This window comes from Streptomyces sp. NPDC003011, assembly GCF_053591515.1.
In genome coordinates, this window is record NZ_JBSFTY010000029.1 from 76,238 (window position 1) to 94,143 (window position 17,906).

Genomic DNA, 17,906 nt, shown 5'->3' on the forward strand with positions numbered 1-17,906 from the left:
ACCGCCGGTCCAACGACAGGGATATCGAATGGAACACCCCGTTTTGATCCGGTATCAGTCCGCGTACCCCATGTCGTGGAGCGTTTCCCACATCTTGGCGCGGGCGGCGGCCGACTCCGCTTCCGTCGCGGCCAAGGAGACGGCGTACTTGTCCTCCCACTTCCGGTAGCGCTCGTGCAGCTGGCTGCGACGCTGCTGCAGCTGGTGCATGAGTTCGGCCTTGAGTCGGTCGCGCAGCACGCCGTGGACCAGGTCGCGTTCCCCGCCGAGGCAGCGCAGCGCCCACCGTTCGCGTTCCAGACGCGACCCGCCTGGCAACGCGTCGGACGGCGGGCACAGATCGGCCTCCAACTGGCTCAGCCGGGCCCGGGCGCTGCGCAGTCGGGCCTTGGAAGCACTGTTCGCGCTCTCGCCGTCAGGAGGCTCGGCTGCGGCCACGGCGCTGTCGGCCGCGCGGAGCTCGGCGGCGAACCCGGGTATCAGGGCACCCACTACCGGGTGCTCGTACACGGTGCGGCGTTCGGCGGCCGATGGCCGACGGGCTTTTCCGGTCGCGGGGTCCAGCATCGGCTCCAGACGGCCTCGGACCTCCTGCAGCCACCCGTCGACCAGTCCCGCATATCCGTTGTGCATCAGGCAGGACACGTCGGTGCGCGACGCGTGCCACCAGGAGGCGAAGGCACCGGCCAGCCCGTGCCGGTCCAGCGGTCCGATCGCAGTGAGCTGGGCCAGCAGCGAGGCGAGCAACTTCTCCCGGACTTCCCCCACATGCCCGGCTGCGGACCGGTCGCGGCCGGCGAGTGTGTCGAACCCGTCGGCGCCTCCTTCCCACCACGTGGTGAAGGCGGCGAGGAAGCCGGTCTCCCGGGGCGCGACCATGGCGTTGAGTCGTGCGGTGTCGGGGCGCTCACCCTCCGGGAGGAAGTCGAGGTAGTCCGGATCGTCCGGCCGCTCGACGAACAGATCGTGGGCGCTCAGCCCGTACGCCTCAAGCAGCGGCTGATGAGCGTCGACCTCGGCGCGCGGCATGCCGCCGTACAGGTGCGCGCGGACGTCCTGCGGCTCCGGCGGAGGGCTGTTGTCGACATATCGTCTGATGTTGAGGTTGTCGTCGTTGTCGGCCAGCTCGCGGCGATCGACGACGCGGGCGAAGCCGCTCACGTCGACGGCGGCGTGGAAGGCCGCCGTCACCTTCTCGATGTGCTGCGGAAGCATCACGTTGCGGGCGCGTTCCGCCCGGTACTCGCGGTCGGCGTTGATGAACAGCACCCGGCCCCGCAGCTCGGGACGCTTCACTCCCGGCGACCTCAGGACGAGGACGCAGGCGGGAACGGACGTGTTCGTGAACAGTCCTGCTGGCAGGGCGATGACCGCCTCGATCACATCCGCTTCCAGGAGCGCGCTGCGAATCTTGGCCTCCGTGCCGTCCCGGAAGAGAACTCCGTGGGGCAGCACGGTGAAGACGCTGCCGCCGCGGCCGCGCACGGAGTACAGCATGTGCTGCACGAACATCCAGTCGGCGCGGCCCTTCTCGGCCGTCATCCCGTAGGGCATGCGCTCTGACGGGGCGGCGATGGTGGCCCGGGAGTAGTCCATGGAGAACGGCGGGTTGCTCAGCACGAGGTCGAAGTCGGTGCCGTGCTGCGGTTCGGCCAGGGTGTCGCCGGTGCGCAGGTCGAAGTGCCGGGCGCCGTGCAGCAGCAGGTTCATCGCGGCCAGCACGGTGGTACGCGGGTTGGTGTCCTGCCCGGCGAGCTTCAGGTGTTCAACGCCGCCGCTGTGTTCCGTGACGTACTGGGCGGCCTGGATGAGCATCCCGCCGGAACCCACGCAGGGGTCGTAGACGCGGGCGTCGGCGGCGGGGCGGGCCAGTTCGGTCATCAACTGGACCACCGGTCCGGGGGTGTAGAACTCGCCCCCCGCCGACGCGGAGGAGAAGTTCCCCAGGAGCGTCTCGTACGCGGCTCCGATCATGTCCGGGTACGCGAGGGCGGCCTTGTGCAGGGGGACGGCGGAGAAGTGGTCGATGAGCGCGCGCAGCCGTCGGTCTGCGTGCGCGCCCTCGCGGCCTCCGATCTTGGTGAAGTCCAGGTGGGCGAACGCGTCGGTGAGCTGGGGGTGAGCGGTGGCCATCGCGGCCAGGGCGGGGGCAAGGCGGCTCTCCGCGATGCGGTCGGCAGCGCCTGCCAGGTGACCCCAGCGTGCGGCCGGCGGGACGTACAGGCTGCCCGCGCGTTCGTGGGCGGCCGGGGAGTCGGCGAAGTCCGCCGCCTGTTCCGGACTGCTTCCCTGCGCGGTGGCGGCCGCCTTGATCCGGGTCCGTGTGGCGTCGTACTCGTCGCTGGCGTGCTTCAGGAACAGCAGCGGCAGCAGATAGTTCTGGTATTCGTGGGCGCTGAGCGGGCCGCGCAGCAGGTCGGCCGCTGCCAGCAGGTGTCGTTCGAGCTGTGCGAGTGAGAGTGGCGCCACGCCAGTCTCCCTTCACGGCAGGAGTCGCTGGACAGCGTTGGGGCCCGGCTTCGTCAGCCGGGCCCCAACGGGGTGGACAGATCACAGAGGCGCCGTCCGCAGACGGGGGCGGTGAACGCTGGGCTGATCGCGCCCGAGGCACCGGTGCAGCAGAGGATGGTGCGGGACTCGTCAGCCGGTGGGAAGTTGGTCGGCGGTCAGCTCCCAGGACAGCGCGCTGTACCGGTCGTCGTACTCGTTGTGGAACGTGACGACGACCGTCTGGACGGTCAGGGTGCCGCCGGGGCTCAGGAACTCGTAGACGACATTCACGAGCAACTTGGTGCCGGAGTGAAGGTTGTTGTGGAGCTTGCCGTTGAGGAGCGAGGCAACCTGGTCCGGCGTGGCGCGGTGCAAGGGCACGTACTCGCCCGTCATGCACTCGGTGCAGCCACAACCGGGCGGGTCGACGGCAATGACAGTGGACGGGAGCGGGCCGTAGGCAGTCATCGGGGGCCTCCCGGGTCCGTGGTGGAGAACTGAGCGGGTCGCCGGGCCTGCGAACGGCCCGGCGACCCACCTGCGGGACGACACCCACCCTAGAGAAAGAGAGTTGGATACACAACCCTGTTTCTGGCTATAGGGCGCGCCCGTCGCAGTCGACGTATTCGCCCTCCGCGCCCCGGTGGGGTTGGTAGCAGCCGGAGTGGTCGCCGGTCTCCAGTGGTTCCTGGGGAACGGCTCGGACGGCGAACTGGTCAGATCGGAGGTCGAACGAGTCCGGGCCGATGCGGACGGTCCCGGCGTGGTCATCGTCCCAGCTCTCGGCATCCACCGAGGTCGGGCTGATGCCCCGGGCGCGGGCTGCGGACATCCATGCCGCAACGGCGCTCTTACGCCAGTCCTCATCGGGGTCTGTGAGGCGGGGGTGAGGGGTCTGGATCTGCTCCGGCAGCGGGCTGAAGACGTCGGTGAGCGTGCGCACGCGGTCGGCGTGTCCTTGCTGGAGCAGGTAGTTGGGCAGGTCCGCCAGGTAGGCCGTGCTCTTGCCCGGGACAGCGAGCCAGGTGCGACGCAAGGCGCTCGTCCACACCGGGAGCTGACGCCGGTTGCCCTCGACGACGAGAACGTTGACGGCGAGCGCGGTCATGACGCGCCAGCGGCGGGCCCGTTCGGCGTGCATGTCGTCGTACGCTCCGGCTTTCCACGGGGCGGCGCTGACCACCAGACCGCCGTGGGCCAGGATGCTCTGAACGGCGGCCGCATAGTCCGCTGTGGTCTGTCCGCCGATGTCATCGAGACCGTGACGCAGCACGGCTATGACCCGCCCGCCCTCGGACAACGCCCCGCGCAGCGACGGGGGAATCGTTGCCCGGCCCAGATGGGTGATGACCGTACGACCGGCTCGCGCCAGCCCGGCCCCGAGGTCCTCGGCCGTGGCGGTGCCGCGCTCCGACATGATGGTCGGGCTCACGAAGGCGTACGAGCCACGCACGAGCTCGGCCAGCGAGGCGTCGCCCCTCACCCACAATCCGAGGGGGCGGGAGGCGTTCAGGTCCCGCAACTGGTCGGGGAACTCGTCGTCGGCCGGAACGATGAAGCGCGCTCCGCTGCCAGCAGCTCGCGCCAGAATTCCCCTGCCGTCGACCGCCGCGATGCGGCCGAAGAGCCGGCGGCCGCGCACGCCGAGCCAGGAGACATCGTCGGCGCTCTGCAGGAGAGCGGACGGTTCCCGGCCGGTGAGCAACCCATCCTCGGCCCGGTGGCCGAGCGCCTGGGACAGGACCAGACGGGCGATCCGGTCCTCGTCTGCCGTTGGGAGACTCATGAACCTCCTTTGGTGTGCTGGTAGTTGGGGCAGGCCCGACCCCCGCCGTCCGGGTGAGGTCGGGCCGGGCGTTCAGGCGGGGTAGCCGAGGGCGGTCAGAAGCTGCTCGATCTCCAGGCCCTCGCTGACGCTCAGCCCCTTCACCCGGATGAGGCCGGACACGTAGGTGCGCAGGCGGCCGTTCTCCCTGAGCCAGGTATTCACCGCCTCGACCGAGGGCTCTGCGCCGTAGCCCGCCCGGACCGTGACCAGTTCCTCTGCGGCGATCTCCGTCAGGCGGTCGGCGGCGGCCTTGAGCGGGGCAAGCGCGGCCTGGTTGGCCTCGTGGATGCGGCGCGCCTCAGCCTGCGCCGCCTCCTGCTGCCGCTCGCACTCGGCGTAGGCGGCCACCCAGTCCGCGTAGTCGGGGTGCGCCTGCAAACGGGGCAGGAACTCGTCGAGGCAGCCGATCCGGGCGATCCGGCGCGTCTGCGCGGGGACGGCGTACCGAGTGGTCTCGCGGGCGAAGTCCGCAGGCTGGCCGAAGCGTTCTGGGTCGCACGATGCCCAGCCGCCCAACGGAATGTGCAGATGCTCGTACACCTTGATCGACTGGGCGCTGACGGACTCGACGAGACGTACTGCACTCTCGCGCCGCCGGACGGCCTCCCGGATGGAATGGAAGGCGAAGAGCCGGTTGGTGTCCAGCTCCCTCTCCCTGCCCATGGTGACGGGGGCAAGGATCAGGTCGCCGGGGCTGAGTTCCGCGGCTTCGGTGACCTCGGTCGGACGGCAGTCGACATCGGGAGCGTTGTCGTTGCTGCGGTACCGGTTGGGCTCGGGCAGATCGGCGTGCGGCAAGAGGCTCAACCAGATGGCCATCCCCAGGTTTCCGGCGCGGTCCTGGGCACACTGCTGGGTGGTGATCATGTGGACCTCCCAAGTGGTGGCTGATGAAGTGATTGCCACGAAGGCTGGCCGGGGCGGTCGCATCAACGGGCAGCGCCGCCCCGGCCAACGGCTCCGGGTGTGGGGTCGGGTGGCCGCGACGCCGGGCATTCGGCCGGGCCTGCCCTCGCGGTCCATACGCCGCATCGGGGGCGACGGCGCAAGACGAACCGTCCGATCGTCCTGCGCGGGGAAGGCATGCGAACCCGCCTCGCCGCTGATGACGGGAGCATAGGGGATATGGGGTTGTGAAGACAACCGCTAATCCCTGTGTTGCGGACCTAGGCCCTCCGCATCACGCATTCTCACGGCGAGTGGCCAACTCTCACAACGTTCACGCCCGGTGTCACTGCCGCCGACGGGACGCTGCGCGCTGTGCTGGTTTGGCGGGAGGCGGCCGACATCAGCGGCCGCTCCATCCGGCAGCCATCGCAGCCCGGGGGGAAACGTGTGTACCGAGAACGGCCTTGCTCTCGAACAGGCGCGGGACGACAGGGCCAGCGCCTCCTTCGGCCAGGGCGCTGCGGAGCCCTTCCAGCTACGGGGAACCTATGCCTCTGCCACGGGGACCACTCTGCGCACCCTCGAGCGTGGCGATTGTGCGCAGAACTCGGGGGCCAGGCACCCGGCCGCCATCGCGGGAGCGGGCGGCGGCTCGCTTCGTAGGGGAACAAGGCGGGCCGGCGGCACCGCTCAATCACGCGGAGACGCGCGAGGCGCGTTACGCCGCAATCTGTTCCAGCAGCTCGCCGACACCCTGGGCTCGGGGGAACGACTCGAAGGACGGAACGAGCTCGCGGACGAGGCTGACGCACCGCGGGGCGCCGATGCGCTGGGCGACCTGAAGTGCTTCCATCGCGGCCGCCGCCGCGCGTTCGGGTTCTCCCAAGCCAAGGTGGCTGCGGGCCTCGTAGGCGCGGAAGACGACACGGGTCTTGTCGCGGCTGGGCGGCAGCAGCTTCTGGCCTTCGCGGATGAGGTGGTGGGCGCGGCGGGTGTCGCCAAGGTCCAGCAGGGCTTGGCCCGAGTCGACGGCCAGGTCGGCTTCGGACATCCACGCGCACCACGCCGGCTTGGGCTCCCCGGACGAGGCGTCGAGAAGACACTCGGCTGCCGTGAGGGCCCGCAGGGCGGCGCGCCGCTCGCCCTGCGCAGCCAGGGCCCGCGCGAGGCGGAGTTGGAGCAGGGACTGGGCAGCTGGGTGCAGGGTCCCGGAAAGGGCTCGTTCGAGAATGCCGGCGGCCGTGCGCGGGTCGTCCCGCCAGCAGGCCTGGTAGGCGAGGTCGCCGAGCAGAGCGGCGCCCATGTCGCGGTCGCCCCCGGTGTGAGCGCTGTGCAGGCCGGCGATCCAGTACTGGCTCGCCTCGGCATGCAGTCCGTAGTCGAACCGGTGCCAGCCCACGGTCTGGCTGAGACTCGCGGCGAGTGCGTGGAGGCGCAGTTTGACCGCCCGGTTGTACCGGCTGCCTTCGATGATGTCGGTGACCGTGGTCAGGAGCGTGTCAATCAGGGGTGCGGTGTGCTGGCGCTGCTCGGTTGCCTGAACGGTCAGTCGGGCGCTGGTCTCTTCGAGCAGGGCGACCACTTCCTCCCCGACCGCTTTGGTGCCGTGCACCGACTCGCTCGTCAGGGCCTGGGAGTCGGTCGATGCCCAGGTGCTGGCCAGTGTGACCAGGGCACTGCCGGAGATCGTGGTCAGGAAGGTGCGGCGGGAGCGTTCCATGGTTGTTCGCAATGCCTCTCGGAGGGCTGGCACCGGGGTGGCTGGACCGAGGGGGATCACCATGCCGCCGGTGCCCGGCAGCCAGTGCGGCCACGAGCGGGGATCCACCGCTGCGGCAGGGACCCCCAATGCCTCGGCGATGTAGGCCTGCGAGTCGGCATCGGGCGTGACGCCCTCTGTCTCCCACTTGTAGACGCGTTGCTTGGTCGCACCCGATCTCAGGCCGCGGCGCTCGGCGGCCCGGCGGATCTCCCGGGCGAATTCAACTTGATTCAGCCCGATCGCTTTCCGGGCCTGCGCCAGCGGGTGTGTCTTCTCGGCCACGCTGTCATCCAATCACCGGTGCCTGCAGTGACTGTAGCCGCGAGCCAGCCGGGATTACCGGGGGATGACCGTCAACTCCTTCTGAGGTCCGCACAGTTGACCGACACTCGGTCACCCCAGCGATCGGGCGTTGACCCCCCAGGGCGGTCTGGGCCAACACCCAGGGCTGAGGGCTTCTCTCCATCAGTAGTACGCCGGACACCGGCGTCGCGTGCATGCATCGTGAAGGGAACTCAGTGATGCATCAGTCACCGCTCCTCGGCACAGCCCCGACCTTGGCCGACGACTTCGCGGCCAGCGGATTCCAGGTACGCGCGGACCTGGGTCAGCACTTCCTGAGGTCGCCCGAATCAGCTCGCCGTCTCCTGGAGCGGGCGCAGATACCGAACGGAGGCCAAGTCCTCGAGGTCGGCGCGGGACTGGGCACGCTGTCCGCGACGATCGGCGCGGCAGGCTGCCGCATCTGGGCGGTGGAGAAGGACCACCGGCTGCAGCACCAACTGGAGCAGCGTCTCGGCGAGTTCGGCGACCGCGCCCGGATCACGATCGACGACGTCCGCCACGTCGACCTCGACCAGGGCCTGGAGCCCGGCAGCACGCTGGTGTCGATCATGCCGTTCGCCCCGGAGTTGGCCGTCGCCCTGGTCCGCCACGTGTTCGGCTCGCCGCGGCTGGCGCGCGGCCTGGTGGTGATGCCGATCCTCGGCGCCGAGCAGCTGGCAGTCGACGGAACTGCTGGCCTGCGGGTTGAGGAGGTGGACGGCATCGCGCGGGCCGACTTCTACCCGCCGGCGCCGACGGTCCTGCGCGTGGTGGCGATCGAGAGGACCCGGCCGTGCTCGAAGTGATCGCCACCGGCTGCTTCCACTCGGCTCTCCCCGAGGGCCGCGCCGCGCTTGCCGCCGTGCGGTCGGCGAGGGCGAACGGCGCCGTGGCCGTCGACGCCGGGGACTTCTTCTCCGGCAGCGCCTTCCACGCCTTCTCCCAGGGACGGGTCGAGGAGCGGCTCCTGTCGGAGCTGTACGACGCCGTCGTGCCGGGCAACCACGACCTTCCCGACCTGATGCGGCTGAGGGCTCCGGATCGCTTCCCTCCCGTGATCTGCGCCAACCTGCGCCCCCCTGCCGCGTTTGCGGGTCGCTGGGCCAGCGGACTGACCCTGGAGCGGGGCGCGCACCGTCTGGGCGTCGTCGGCTATCTGGGGCGCCAGGCCTTCGAGACGATCCCGGAACCGGAGCGGGCCGACTTCACGTACTGCGACCCGACCGCGGAACTGATCGGCGCGGAGGCGGCCCGGCTGCGGAAGGCCGGCGCCGACATCGTCATCGGGGTCAGCCACACAGGTTTCCTCGCCGACGTCGCCGATCAGGTGGCCGACTGGCCGCTGCAGGTGGTCGTGGCCGCCCACTGCCACTCGCCGTGGTCGCACTGGACGGAGGCCGGCCGACACGTCGCGAAGCCGCCAGCGGGCGGAGCGGGGCTGCTGCGCCTGGCCCTCGATCCGTCCGGCTCCCACCGCGTCACCCAGGAGACCAGTCCGCACTCTGCACCGTCCGGCGACGGCCTGGAGGCCGACCTCGAGGCGTACGCGGCTTGGGGCAACGAGCTGCTCGGCACCCTGGACGCGCCGCTTGCGGCCCGTCGCGACGTCGCGCGCAGCGTCGCCGAACAGGCCCGCCGCACCCTCGGAGCACAGACGTTCGTGCTCAACCTCTACACCCTGCGCCGCGGCCTGCCGCAGACCGTGACCCGTCAGGACTTGATGGCCTGCGCCCCGTTCGACAGTGACCTCGTCGTCCTGGACGCCGCCTGGACGCTCGACGACCTGACGGCCCGGGCTCACGCCGTCGGCGAGGAACTCGTCGCCGCCACCGACCGTGCCCCGGGCGCGGGCACGGTCGCGACCACCGGCTATGTCGCCGACCGTCTCGGCTTGCCCGCCCGCCGCGTCCATCCCCCACGCGCCCTGCGCGACGCCCTCACCGATCTCGTTCGGAGTCCTCATGAGTGATGTGCTGACCCTGAATGGCCGCGAGCTGACCAGCGGCCCGCACGCACCCTGCCAGCTCGCCGACGCCGTCACCGGCCCGGGCGACGGCCGAGCCCTGGTCCGGTTCGAGGGACAGGACCACACGCTGAACCTGGAACTCGGCCTGAGCCTGCTCTCCAGCCTCGGCCCCGTCCTGTCCGTGTACCCGGACGACGGCTGCTGGAGCGACCTGTCGGTCCGCCTGTCCGCCGACCCCGGGCGCACGCACGGCGTCGGCGAGAACCGGCTCCACGTCGACCTGGTCGATCGCGACCGCCTCCCTCGCTACATCGCCCTGTACTGCGTCCGCGAAGACCCCTTGGGCGGCGGGGCGTCGGCGCTGTCCGACCTCTGGGAGGCTGCCGACACCCTGTCGGACACCGACCGCGTGATCCTGGCCCAGCCGGTCTTCTCGTACTTCGCTGACCAGGACGTACACGGCGTCGGCGAGAGCCTGGAGCGCTTCCCCGTCCTGCCGGAGCGCATCAACGGCAGTGCGCCGATCCGGTTCACCGCCAAGATGCACCCGCACCTCGAGCGCGGCGAACTCTTCGACGCCAAAGAACCCCAGAAGGCCGCCGCAGCATTCGGCCGGTTCGTCGACGCCGTCGTCGCCTGCCGCACGACCGTCCGTCTGATGCCGGGCGACCTGCTCGTCTTCGACCAGCACCGCTACGCGCACGGCCGGATGCCGCTCGGCGAAGGTCAGGACAGGTACGAAGCCGCCGAGCGGCGGTTGCTGCGGCAGACGTACGTCGGCGCGGGAGCACGGGGAGGGACGCGATGATCCTCACAGGCTCCGCGATCCATGCGTCGGTCGAGGCCGGACAGATCACCATCGTCCCGTTCGACGCGGATCTGCTGAACCCCAACAGCTACAACTACCACCTGGGCAGGACGCTGAAGCAGGTCACGAGCGATCCGACCGACCCCACGCGCCCGGCCGAAACAGCCGTCATCGAACTACCGGACGAGGGGTACGTCCTGCGTCCAGGAGTCGTATACCTGGGCGCGACGGTGGAGACCGTCGGCGGCAACGAGTACGTGACGAGCCTGATCGGCCGGTCCTCGCTCGGCCGACTGGGCATGTTCCTGCAGATCTCCGCCGACCTCGGCAACCTCGGCTCCGCCCACCGGTGGACCCTGGAGATCAAGGTCGTCCAGCCCCTGCGGGTCTACCCGCACATGCGGATCGGCCAGGTGAGCTTCTGGAAACCGGTCGGCGCCCGCCTGCCCTACGACGGGCTCTACGGCGGAATCAGCGAGCCCACCGCATGCTCCCCGCGTGCGGCCGCCGGCCTCGGCGCGGCCCCCGCCCGGCGGGAGGCCGCCGCATGATCCTCACCGGTCCCGAGATCGCAGCGCAGGTCAAAGTGGGGGCGATCCAGATCGCTCCCTACGACCAGCAACGACTCCAGCCGAACTCCTACGACTTCCACCTGAGCGAGCGCATCGGCTGGTACACCTCCCCGGTCCTCGACTGCGCCCGCGAGAACCCGTTCGAGGAGCACACCATCCCCGGTGAGGGCATGGTGCTGGAGCCCGACCGCATCTACCTGGCCTCCACCCGCGAGAAGATCGGCAGCGACTCCTATGTGCCGATCATCCGCGCCCGCTCGTCGATCGCACGCCTGGGACTGTTCGTCCACTGCACCGCTGACCTCATCGACATCGGCTCCTACGGGCAGCTCACCCTGCAACTGCACGCCGTGCAGCGCGTAAAGATCTATCCGGGGCTGCTCATTGGGCAGGTCACCTTCTGGGTTCCGCAGGGGGAGATCGTCCTCTACGACGGGAAGTACCAGGGGTCCGAGGGTCCGCGGCCGTCGCTGGCCCACCGCGATTTCGAGGCCCGGTGACGCCCGTGTCCATCGCCTCCTGCGGCGGGTCGGTGGAACGAGTGGTCGCCGTGGTCGCCCATCCGGACGACGCCGAGCTGCTGTGCTACGGCACGCTGCGCCGGGCTCGCGAGGCCGGTGCGATGGTGTCGGTCGTCGTCGTCACCCATGGCGCGAACGGCGTATCGGTCGCCGATGCCGGCGCAGGCCGTCAACTCACCGAGGGCGAGCGGGAGAAGGAGGTCACCGCCGCCTGGCAGGACACCGGCATCGACGTGGTCTTCCTTCACCTGACCGACGGCGCGCTGGTGGCCGACCTCCACCTGATCTCCCTGGTGGAGGCCGAGTTGAACCGGCTTGGGTGCACGTTGCTCATCACCCACAGTCCGCGAGCGGCCAACGACCACCAGGACCACCTGGCGGTCGCCGCAGCCGCCGCGAACGCCGCCACTCGGGTGCCGACCTGCCACACGGTCCTCCACGGCGAACCTCACGCCCCCCGCTCCGGCTTCAGCCCGACCGTCCTCGTCGACATCACCGACGTCGTCGACGACAAGATCCGCGCCCTGGACGCGCACCACAGCCAGGGCGGGCGCTGGTACCTGAGCGAGGAGTACACCCGCCACCGCGCCGCCCGGGCCGGATGGTCCCTGCGCCCCGCGGCCGCGTCCACGGGGCGCGCCTTCGAGGCCTTCGAAAGCACGCTGCTCACGCTCACCTTCGCTCCCTCGCGAGAGGACGCCCGGCCGTGACCATGATCTACATCGAACAGCCGCCCTTTGCCCCGTGGTTGGGATTCTGCGAGGCCCTGCTCGGCTGCGACACGATCGCCTTCTACGACGACGTGCAGTACACCCAGGGCGGCTGGCAGAACCGCAACCGCATCAAGACCGCGGACGGCCTCGCCTGGCTGACCGTGCCGGTCGTCCGTGAGAGCGGCCAGCTCATCAAGGACACCCGGATCGCGCCCTCCTTCGACCCCGGGACCATGCTGCGCCAGATCCGCCTCGCCTACGCCCGCACCGCCTACCTCGACGAGGCCCTGAACGTGCTGCGTCCGGCGCTGACCGCCGGCCACCGATACCTGGCAGACCTCAACATCGGCCTGATCACCGCCCTCGCCACCGCGCTCGGCTCCCGGGCGCGTCTGCTGCGCACCTCCCAGATGAAGATCAGGGCAGACGGCAAGACCGATCGGCTGGCCCAGATCTGCGCGGCCGCCGGAGAGACGGTGCTGTGGGCCGGATCCGGCACCCGCGGCTACCTCGACACCGGCGAGCTGGCACGCCACGGGGTTTCGGTGCGGTGGAACGAATTCGCCGACCGGCACCCGCCCTACGTCCAGGCGTGGCCCCGCCAGGAGTTCGTCACGGGTCTGTCCGTCATCGACACGGTGTGCGCCCTGGGGTGGGCTGGCACCGCCGCGCTGCTGCGTACCTCGTTCGACGCCTATCTCCCGCGCGCCGAGAAGGGAAGTGCGGCATGACCTACCCGCTGATCCTTACCGGGATCGACCTGCCGATGGAGCCCTCGTGCGGCTCGACCATCTGGTGCAGTGACGTCTACCAGCGGCTCACCGACGACTTCCGGGTGCTGTACCTGGGCCTGCCCGGCACCGGCACCTGGAAGCACAACTTCCCCGAGACGGCCCTGCTCGCTGCCGACAAACAGCCCTACGGCCCGGGCTTCGGCGCCTACGCAGCCGAGCTGACCGGCGAGGTTGCCGACCTCATCGGCGCGCACCGGCCCGACCTCATCCACGCCCAGCACCTCGGGTTCGGTCTCGCGCTCGCGTTCGCCCGCGCGGCCGGCACCACACCCATGGTGTCCGTCGCGCACGGGACCGACGTCATCGCCGCCGCCGAAAGCGAGCAGGCCCGTGAGGTCCTCACCGAGATCGTGGCCGCCAGCACCACGGTGGTCGTCCCGAACACGGCCATGGGCTTTGAGGTGGACCGGCTCACCCACCACGCCTACACCGACCGGCTGACCGCCGTCCCCTGGGGCGTACCGCTCCCATCCGAGCCGACCGCCGCGCCCCGACCCGGGCACCGGCTGGACCTTCTGCACGCCGGCCGCCTGGACGCCAACAAGTCCACCATCACCGCGATCGAAGCCCTCGCCCTCACCCAGGACGAGCACCACCTCACCGTGATCGGCAGCGGCAGCGAGCTCCCGCTCCTCAAGGAGCGCACCCAACGTCTCGGCCTGGGTGAGCGGGTCACCTTCGAGCCGTTCCTGCCGCGCGAGGAGCTGTGGGCGCGGTTCGCCGGATTCGACGCGCTGGTGTTCACCACCCGCCAGCTGGAGGCTTTCGGTCTGGTCGCCGTTGAAGCCCAGGCTCACGGCTTGCCCGTCCTCTACGGCGACCTGCCCGGCCTGGACTACACCCTCGGCGACGGCGGCATGGCCTACCGGCCCGGTGACGCGCCGGCGCTCGCCGCACTCATCGACCGCGTGGCCACCGACGAGGCGCTGCGCCAGGACCTGCACGGTGCGGCCGCGGCCAACGCCCGCCGGCACGACATCGCCAACACCAGCGCAGAGCTGACCTGCCTGTCCCAGACCGCAATCAAGGGGCGCCGATGACATCCACCACTGCCCTGCACGCCAGCCGGCTGTGGCCTCCCGTCCGCCGCAGGGCGGGCGAGGCCACCGATCCCACCCTCGACCTGCTGTACCACCTGGGCCTGATCTCCCGGACCGATGCCACCGGCGTCCACACCCTGCTGCCGCTCGGCCTGCGGGTCCACGATCGGATGTCCGTGATCGTCCGCCAAGCGTTCGAGGAGCGCGGCGGGCTCACCTTCGCCGCCCCCACCCTGCAGAGCCGCCGGCTGTGGGAGGAGACCGGCCGGTGGGAGGCCTATCAGCGCGAGGGCGCTCTGTTGACGGTGCGCAGCTCCGGCGGCGAGGAGATGTGCCTCGCGCCGACCTCGGAGGAGATCGCGGCCGCCACGGTCCGAGAGCACCTGCGCTCCTTCCGGGACCTGCCCGTGCGGCTCTTCCTGTCGACGAGCAAGTTCCGGGACGAACTCTCCCCGCGTGGCGGGCTGATGCGCGGCCGGGAATTCACCATGGCTGACGCCTACACCTTCGACGTGTCCGCCGATGGCATGCGCGAGTCGGTGGCCTTCCTCAACGACGCCTGCACCGCAGCCCTGACCGGCATGGGACTGAGCGGGGTTTTCCAGGCCCCGGCTGACGGAGGCGCCATCTCCGCCGGTCCCAGCACCGAGCACCTGGTGCTGTCCGACGCTGGGCAGAGCACCATCGTCGCCTGCGACCGCTGCGGCAACCGCGGCGACGGCGACGTCACGCCCGCGCGGCCCGCACCATCGTCCGTCACGCCCGTCGTCAACGTAATCGCCTTCGTCCTCACCCACCCCGACGGCCACATCCAGCCGGCCGCTGTGGCCGTCCGCTCCGACCTGAAGGTCAGCGCCCGCAAGGTCGCCGCCGCCACCGGCGCCTCGCGCGTCGCCCTGCTGGAGCCGCAGGACCTACCGGGCGTCCTCGGCAAGGAGGCCGGGACCCTCACCCCGTGGGATGCCGCGGACAGCCCCGACACCCTCCTGCTGTTCGACTGGTCCGTCGCAGACCTGGACGAGTTCGCGATCTCGGACGGCCGCGAAGGGCTGCGCAGCGGCGTGACCTGGCACGGGGACCAGCACCTGCGCGCCCTCACCCCCCGAGGCCGCGACCTCGCCGCAGCCTCGGACGGCAGCTTCTGCGCCCTCTGTCCTGGAACCCACCGCGCCGTCCGCGCCGTCGAAGTCGCTCACGTCTTCGAGCTCGGCACCCAGTACTCCCAGCCGATGAAGCTCGGTTTCACCGATCACACCGGACGCCAGGCCGTCCCCTGGATGGCCTGCTCCGGCATCGGCATCACCCGCTGCATGCAGACCGCAGCCGACCTCCACCGCGACCACCACGGCCTGCGCTGGAAGCCCGGCACCGGGCCGGCCGACATCCACCTCGCCGTACTGCGCGCCGACCAGCCAGAGATGCGCGAGCGCACCGACCGGCTCGTGGAAGACCTCACCGCCCGTGGCGTGAGCCTCTTCGTCGACGACCGGCCGCTGCCCGCCGGGGAGAAGCTCCGCTACGCACGCCTGCTGGGCCTGCCGCACGCCGCCGTACTCTCCCCCGACCGACCCGCCGAGGAGGTCGAAGTCATCAGCCGCTGGACCGGACGTACCACCATCACTCAATCCAGCCACATTCCCGAGGCCACCACCGCCGGATAACCCCTAAGGCGCCGCCCGGCCCGCTGGGAATAGCGTCACCGAAACACCCGTTACGGCTACGCTATTCGGCATGCTCGCATGTCGATAAAAGCCTCGTGCATTCACGCATTTGAGCGATGGCGGAAAACGCCGCCGTATTCATACGATCCGGTTGACGCCCGGATACGGCGGCCCCTAGCGTAAGGCGCACCACAGTAAACGGGTCGTAGCTCAAGTGGTGGAGCACGGCAAAAGTGTTGCCGAGGAGCCTGGTTCGAGTCCGGCCGGCCCGACCAACTCAGCCGGAGCCCGGCACCGCGCGCGGTCATCGACCGTGCCAGGGTGCGGGGCACCGGCTGAAGCGAATCAGCCACCTTCACACCTGTCACGCGAACCCGGAAACGGTATTGATGAAAATTGCGATCACCGGAGGCGGAAGCGCCGGGCACGTCGTCCCCGCTCTTTCCGTCGCCGCCCAGCTCTCCTCGCAGGGCGTGGACGAACTCGTGTTCTTCGGCCGGTACGGAAGTATCGAGCACGAGTACGCCGAGAACGCAGGAATCCGTTTCTGCTCTGTACCTTCCGCCGGCCTGAAGCGCTACGGCTCGTGGAGCAACCTGACGATGCCCTTCACGGTGCTGCGCGGCATTGGCGCCGCCTGGCGGGCCATGCGCCGCGAGCGTCCCGACGCCGTCTTCAGCAAGGGCGGCTACGTCACCGTCCCTGTCGGCGTCGCCGCCTGGCTGTGCCGTGTCCCGCTTGTCATCCACGAGTCCGACCACTCCCTCGGACTCGCCAACCGGATCCTCGCTCGCATGGCCGCCCGGGTCTGCCTCTCCGAACCGGCCCGGTCCAAGACGCCGCCCTGGCTCGCCCGGAAGACGCAGGTCACCGGCCTGCCGCTGCGTCACGACCTCGCCGAGGGCAGGCCGGAGCGGCTGCGCAGCCAACTTGGCATCCCGGCCGGCGCTGAGGTGCTTCTGATCTTCTGTGGCAGCAGCGGCTCCGCCCGCATCAACGATGCCGTACGCAGCCAACTGGACAAGCTCCGCGGCCGGTTCGCGGTGGTCCACGTGTGCGGCAAGGGCAACCTCGACCCGTCCCTCGACGGAACGGCCGGCTACTGGCAGGTCGAGTACCTGCACCAGGAGATGACCGACGCGCTCTGGCTGGCCGACCTGGTCGTCGGAAGGGCCGGGGCGACGACGCTGGCCGAGCTGGAGGCGCTCGGCAAGCGTGCCGTCCTCATCCCGCTTCCGGCCAGCGTCAGTCGTGGCGACCAGCTGGTCAACGCCGAGGCCTACGCGCGGCGCCACGAGGGACGCAGCCGCGTGGTCCAGGACGATGACCAACTCACCGGGGGTGCAGTACTCGCCGAGGCCTGCCTGCACCTCGCTGAGGTTCCCGCGGGTTCCGGTCGTCCGGAACCCGCCGCGATCCATCGGGCGGCCGGCCGCATTGCCCAGGAGACGCTCGAGGCGGCGCGTCGCGCCAGGTAGGTCTCAGCGGTCGCCGTGGCCGTACAGGGCGAAGATCTGCTCGTCCGTTTCGCCGCGGTGATAGACGTGCCAGTGCAGGTGCTTGGACTCCTGGTAGAGGCCGAGGTTCGTGGTCACTGAGGCCGCGCCGTGCTTGTCGCTCACCTGCCCGGCCACCGTGGCCACCACCTCCATGACCTCCGCCAGCAGCTCGGGCCCACCGTCTCCGAGGTCAACCAGCGACGGAATGTGTTCCTTCGGTACCACCACGATGTGCACCGGGTGCGACGGCTTGGTGTGATGAAACGCCAGCACTCGGTCCGTCTCCATCACCGGCTCGATCTCCACGAGCCCGGCAAGGGCCTGGTGGCAGTAGAAGTCGGAGATGTGGGCAGGGGCCACAGCAGCAGTGGTCACAGTTCGTCACTTTCCGTTTCCGTCGGTGATCTAGGCGCCCAAGATTACCGCTCAGCCACACGACTCACCCTCCACACAGCTACCTCACCAGTCTCCTGAGCACCCCTTCGAGAAGGGCACAGGCGTGCCCCTTGCCCGGGGCAGAAACGGCAAAAGGCGGTGGCAGTGCAGCGGTTGGTTGCTCCACAACAGCAGGCAGCAGAGCCCGAGGACGTCCCGGCCGAACTTGCCTGGCGCTGGCACGTCTTCGCCGCTGAACCCCGCCGTGTCAGACGGGAATCCAATCTGGGGAACCCGTCCTACGCTACCTGTGTGACCACTGTCAGCGGCCCGCGGCCGTGCGCACCGGACGCACCCTCTCAACGGCAGGCGAACACCGCGCTCATCGCAGCGCTGGACCATGGACGCCTCTCGGCCCGCGGGCTTACGCGCGGCATCAACGACAAGCTCAAGGCGGTCGGTGAGGACCCGGTACACCCCACTGCGGGCTACAACTGGTGCAGCGGCGCGATACCGCGCTCACCCCTCGTACGCCGACTGGCAGCGGTAGTTCTCAGCGAGGCGTCGTCGACTGAGTACACCGTCACCGACCTGTGGGCCGTCTCGGCGGCCCTGCTCCTGGCGCCCGCCGCGCACGCCACCGCTCCCGGCGACAACGTGACCGT

General features: G+C 70.1%; 16 protein-coding genes, 1 tRNA gene and 1 pseudogene. 12 read left to right on the forward strand and 6 right to left on the reverse strand.

Annotated features, from left to right (window positions below):
* Positions 1-54: 54 nt before the first annotated feature.
* From ACWD0J_RS16980 to ACWD0J_RS17000, 5 genes are all read right to left on the reverse strand, one after another.
* Entirely contained in the window at positions 55-2,469 is a 2,415-nt protein-coding gene (locus tag ACWD0J_RS16980; protein ID WP_451496590.1) for an N-6 DNA methylase, read from the reverse strand.
* 171 nt (positions 2,470-2,640) lie between these two features.
* Positions 2,641-2,958: a hypothetical protein gene (locus ACWD0J_RS16985; protein WP_451496591.1), complete on the reverse strand. Its 318-nt coding sequence runs from the start codon at positions 2,956-2,958 to the stop codon at positions 2,641-2,643.
* Positions 2,959-3,085: 127 nt separating this feature from the next.
* Positions 3,086-4,276 carry a DNA-processing protein DprA gene (locus ACWD0J_RS16990; protein ID WP_451496592.1) on the reverse strand — a complete coding sequence of 397 codons (1,191 nt, stop codon included), beginning with the start codon at positions 4,274-4,276 and terminating at the stop codon, positions 3,086-3,088.
* A gap of 72 nt (positions 4,277-4,348) precedes the next feature.
* A complete protein-coding gene (locus ACWD0J_RS16995) occupies positions 4,349-5,185 on the reverse strand; it encodes a hypothetical protein (protein ID WP_451496593.1) in 837 nt (278 codons plus the stop codon).
* Between the two features lie 739 nt (positions 5,186-5,924).
* Entirely contained in the window at positions 5,925-7,250 is a 1,326-nt protein-coding gene (locus tag ACWD0J_RS17000; RefSeq protein WP_451496594.1) for an XRE family transcriptional regulator, read from the reverse strand.
* A gap of 239 nt (positions 7,251-7,489) precedes the next feature.
* Here ACWD0J_RS17000 and ACWD0J_RS17005 point away from each other — a divergent pair, with 239 nt between their 5' ends.
* From ACWD0J_RS17005 to ACWD0J_RS17055, 11 genes are all read left to right on the forward strand, one after another.
* Complete coding sequence (locus tag ACWD0J_RS17005) at positions 7,490-8,098, forward strand: rRNA adenine N-6-methyltransferase family protein (RefSeq protein ID WP_451496595.1); 609 nt, start codon at positions 7,490-7,492, stop codon at positions 8,096-8,098.
* Positions 8,086-9,261, forward strand: coding sequence for a metallophosphoesterase (locus ACWD0J_RS17010; protein ID WP_451496596.1), 1,176 nt, complete (start codon positions 8,086-8,088; stop codon positions 9,259-9,261). The genes ACWD0J_RS17005 and ACWD0J_RS17010 overlap by 13 nt, the downstream gene beginning before the upstream one ends.
* Positions 9,254-10,066: a TauD/TfdA family dioxygenase gene (locus ACWD0J_RS17015; protein ID WP_451496597.1), complete on the forward strand. Its 813-nt coding sequence runs from the start codon at positions 9,254-9,256 to the stop codon at positions 10,064-10,066. The genes ACWD0J_RS17010 and ACWD0J_RS17015 overlap by 8 nt, the downstream gene beginning before the upstream one ends.
* Complete coding sequence (locus tag ACWD0J_RS17020) at positions 10,063-10,617, forward strand: dCTP deaminase (RefSeq protein WP_451496598.1); 555 nt, start codon at positions 10,063-10,065, stop codon at positions 10,615-10,617. Before ACWD0J_RS17015 ends, ACWD0J_RS17020 begins: the two co-directional genes overlap by 4 nt.
* A complete protein-coding gene (dcd, locus tag ACWD0J_RS17025; protein ID WP_451496599.1) occupies positions 10,614-11,138 on the forward strand; it encodes a dCTP deaminase in 525 nt (174 codons plus the stop codon). The genes ACWD0J_RS17020 and dcd overlap by 4 nt, the downstream gene beginning before the upstream one ends.
* A gap of 5 nt (positions 11,139-11,143) precedes the next feature.
* Complete coding sequence (locus tag ACWD0J_RS17030) at positions 11,144-11,869, forward strand: PIG-L deacetylase family protein (protein WP_451496600.1); 726 nt, start codon at positions 11,144-11,146, stop codon at positions 11,867-11,869.
* 2 nt (positions 11,870-11,871) lie between these two features.
* Positions 11,872-12,603, forward strand: a complete 732-nt coding sequence (locus ACWD0J_RS17035; protein WP_451496605.1) for a WbqC family protein — start codon at positions 11,872-11,874, stop codon at positions 12,601-12,603.
* Positions 12,600-13,706: a glycosyltransferase family 4 protein gene (locus ACWD0J_RS17040; RefSeq protein ID WP_451496601.1), complete on the forward strand. Its 1,107-nt coding sequence runs from the start codon at positions 12,600-12,602 to the stop codon at positions 13,704-13,706. The genes ACWD0J_RS17035 and ACWD0J_RS17040 overlap by 4 nt, the downstream gene beginning before the upstream one ends.
* On the forward strand, positions 13,703-15,367 hold the full coding sequence (locus tag ACWD0J_RS17045; protein WP_451496602.1) for a proline--tRNA ligase: 1,665 nt from the start codon (positions 13,703-13,705) through the stop codon (positions 15,365-15,367). The genes ACWD0J_RS17040 and ACWD0J_RS17045 overlap by 4 nt, the downstream gene beginning before the upstream one ends.
* 199 nt (positions 15,368-15,566) lie before the next feature.
* Positions 15,567-15,642 (forward strand) — tRNA-Thr (locus tag ACWD0J_RS17050).
* 114 nt (positions 15,643-15,756) lie between these two features.
* Entirely contained in the window at positions 15,757-16,845 is a 1,089-nt protein-coding gene (locus ACWD0J_RS17055; RefSeq protein ID WP_451496603.1) for a UDP-N-acetylglucosamine--N-acetylmuramyl-(pentapeptide) pyrophosphoryl-undecaprenol N-acetylglucosamine transferase, read from the forward strand.
* A 3-nt stretch (positions 16,846-16,848) separates the two neighbouring features.
* Here the strand turns inward: ACWD0J_RS17055 and ACWD0J_RS17060 are convergent, their stop codons facing one another.
* The gene (locus ACWD0J_RS17060; protein WP_451496604.1) at positions 16,849-17,241 is read right to left on the reverse strand and encodes an HIT family protein; all 393 of its coding nucleotides are present in this window, start codon (positions 17,239-17,241) and stop codon (positions 16,849-16,851) included.
* Between the two features lie 312 nt (positions 17,242-17,553).
* Here ACWD0J_RS17060 and ACWD0J_RS17065 point away from each other — a divergent pair.
* A pseudogene (locus ACWD0J_RS17065) lies at positions 17,554-17,906 on the forward strand (hypothetical protein); the annotation flags it as partial.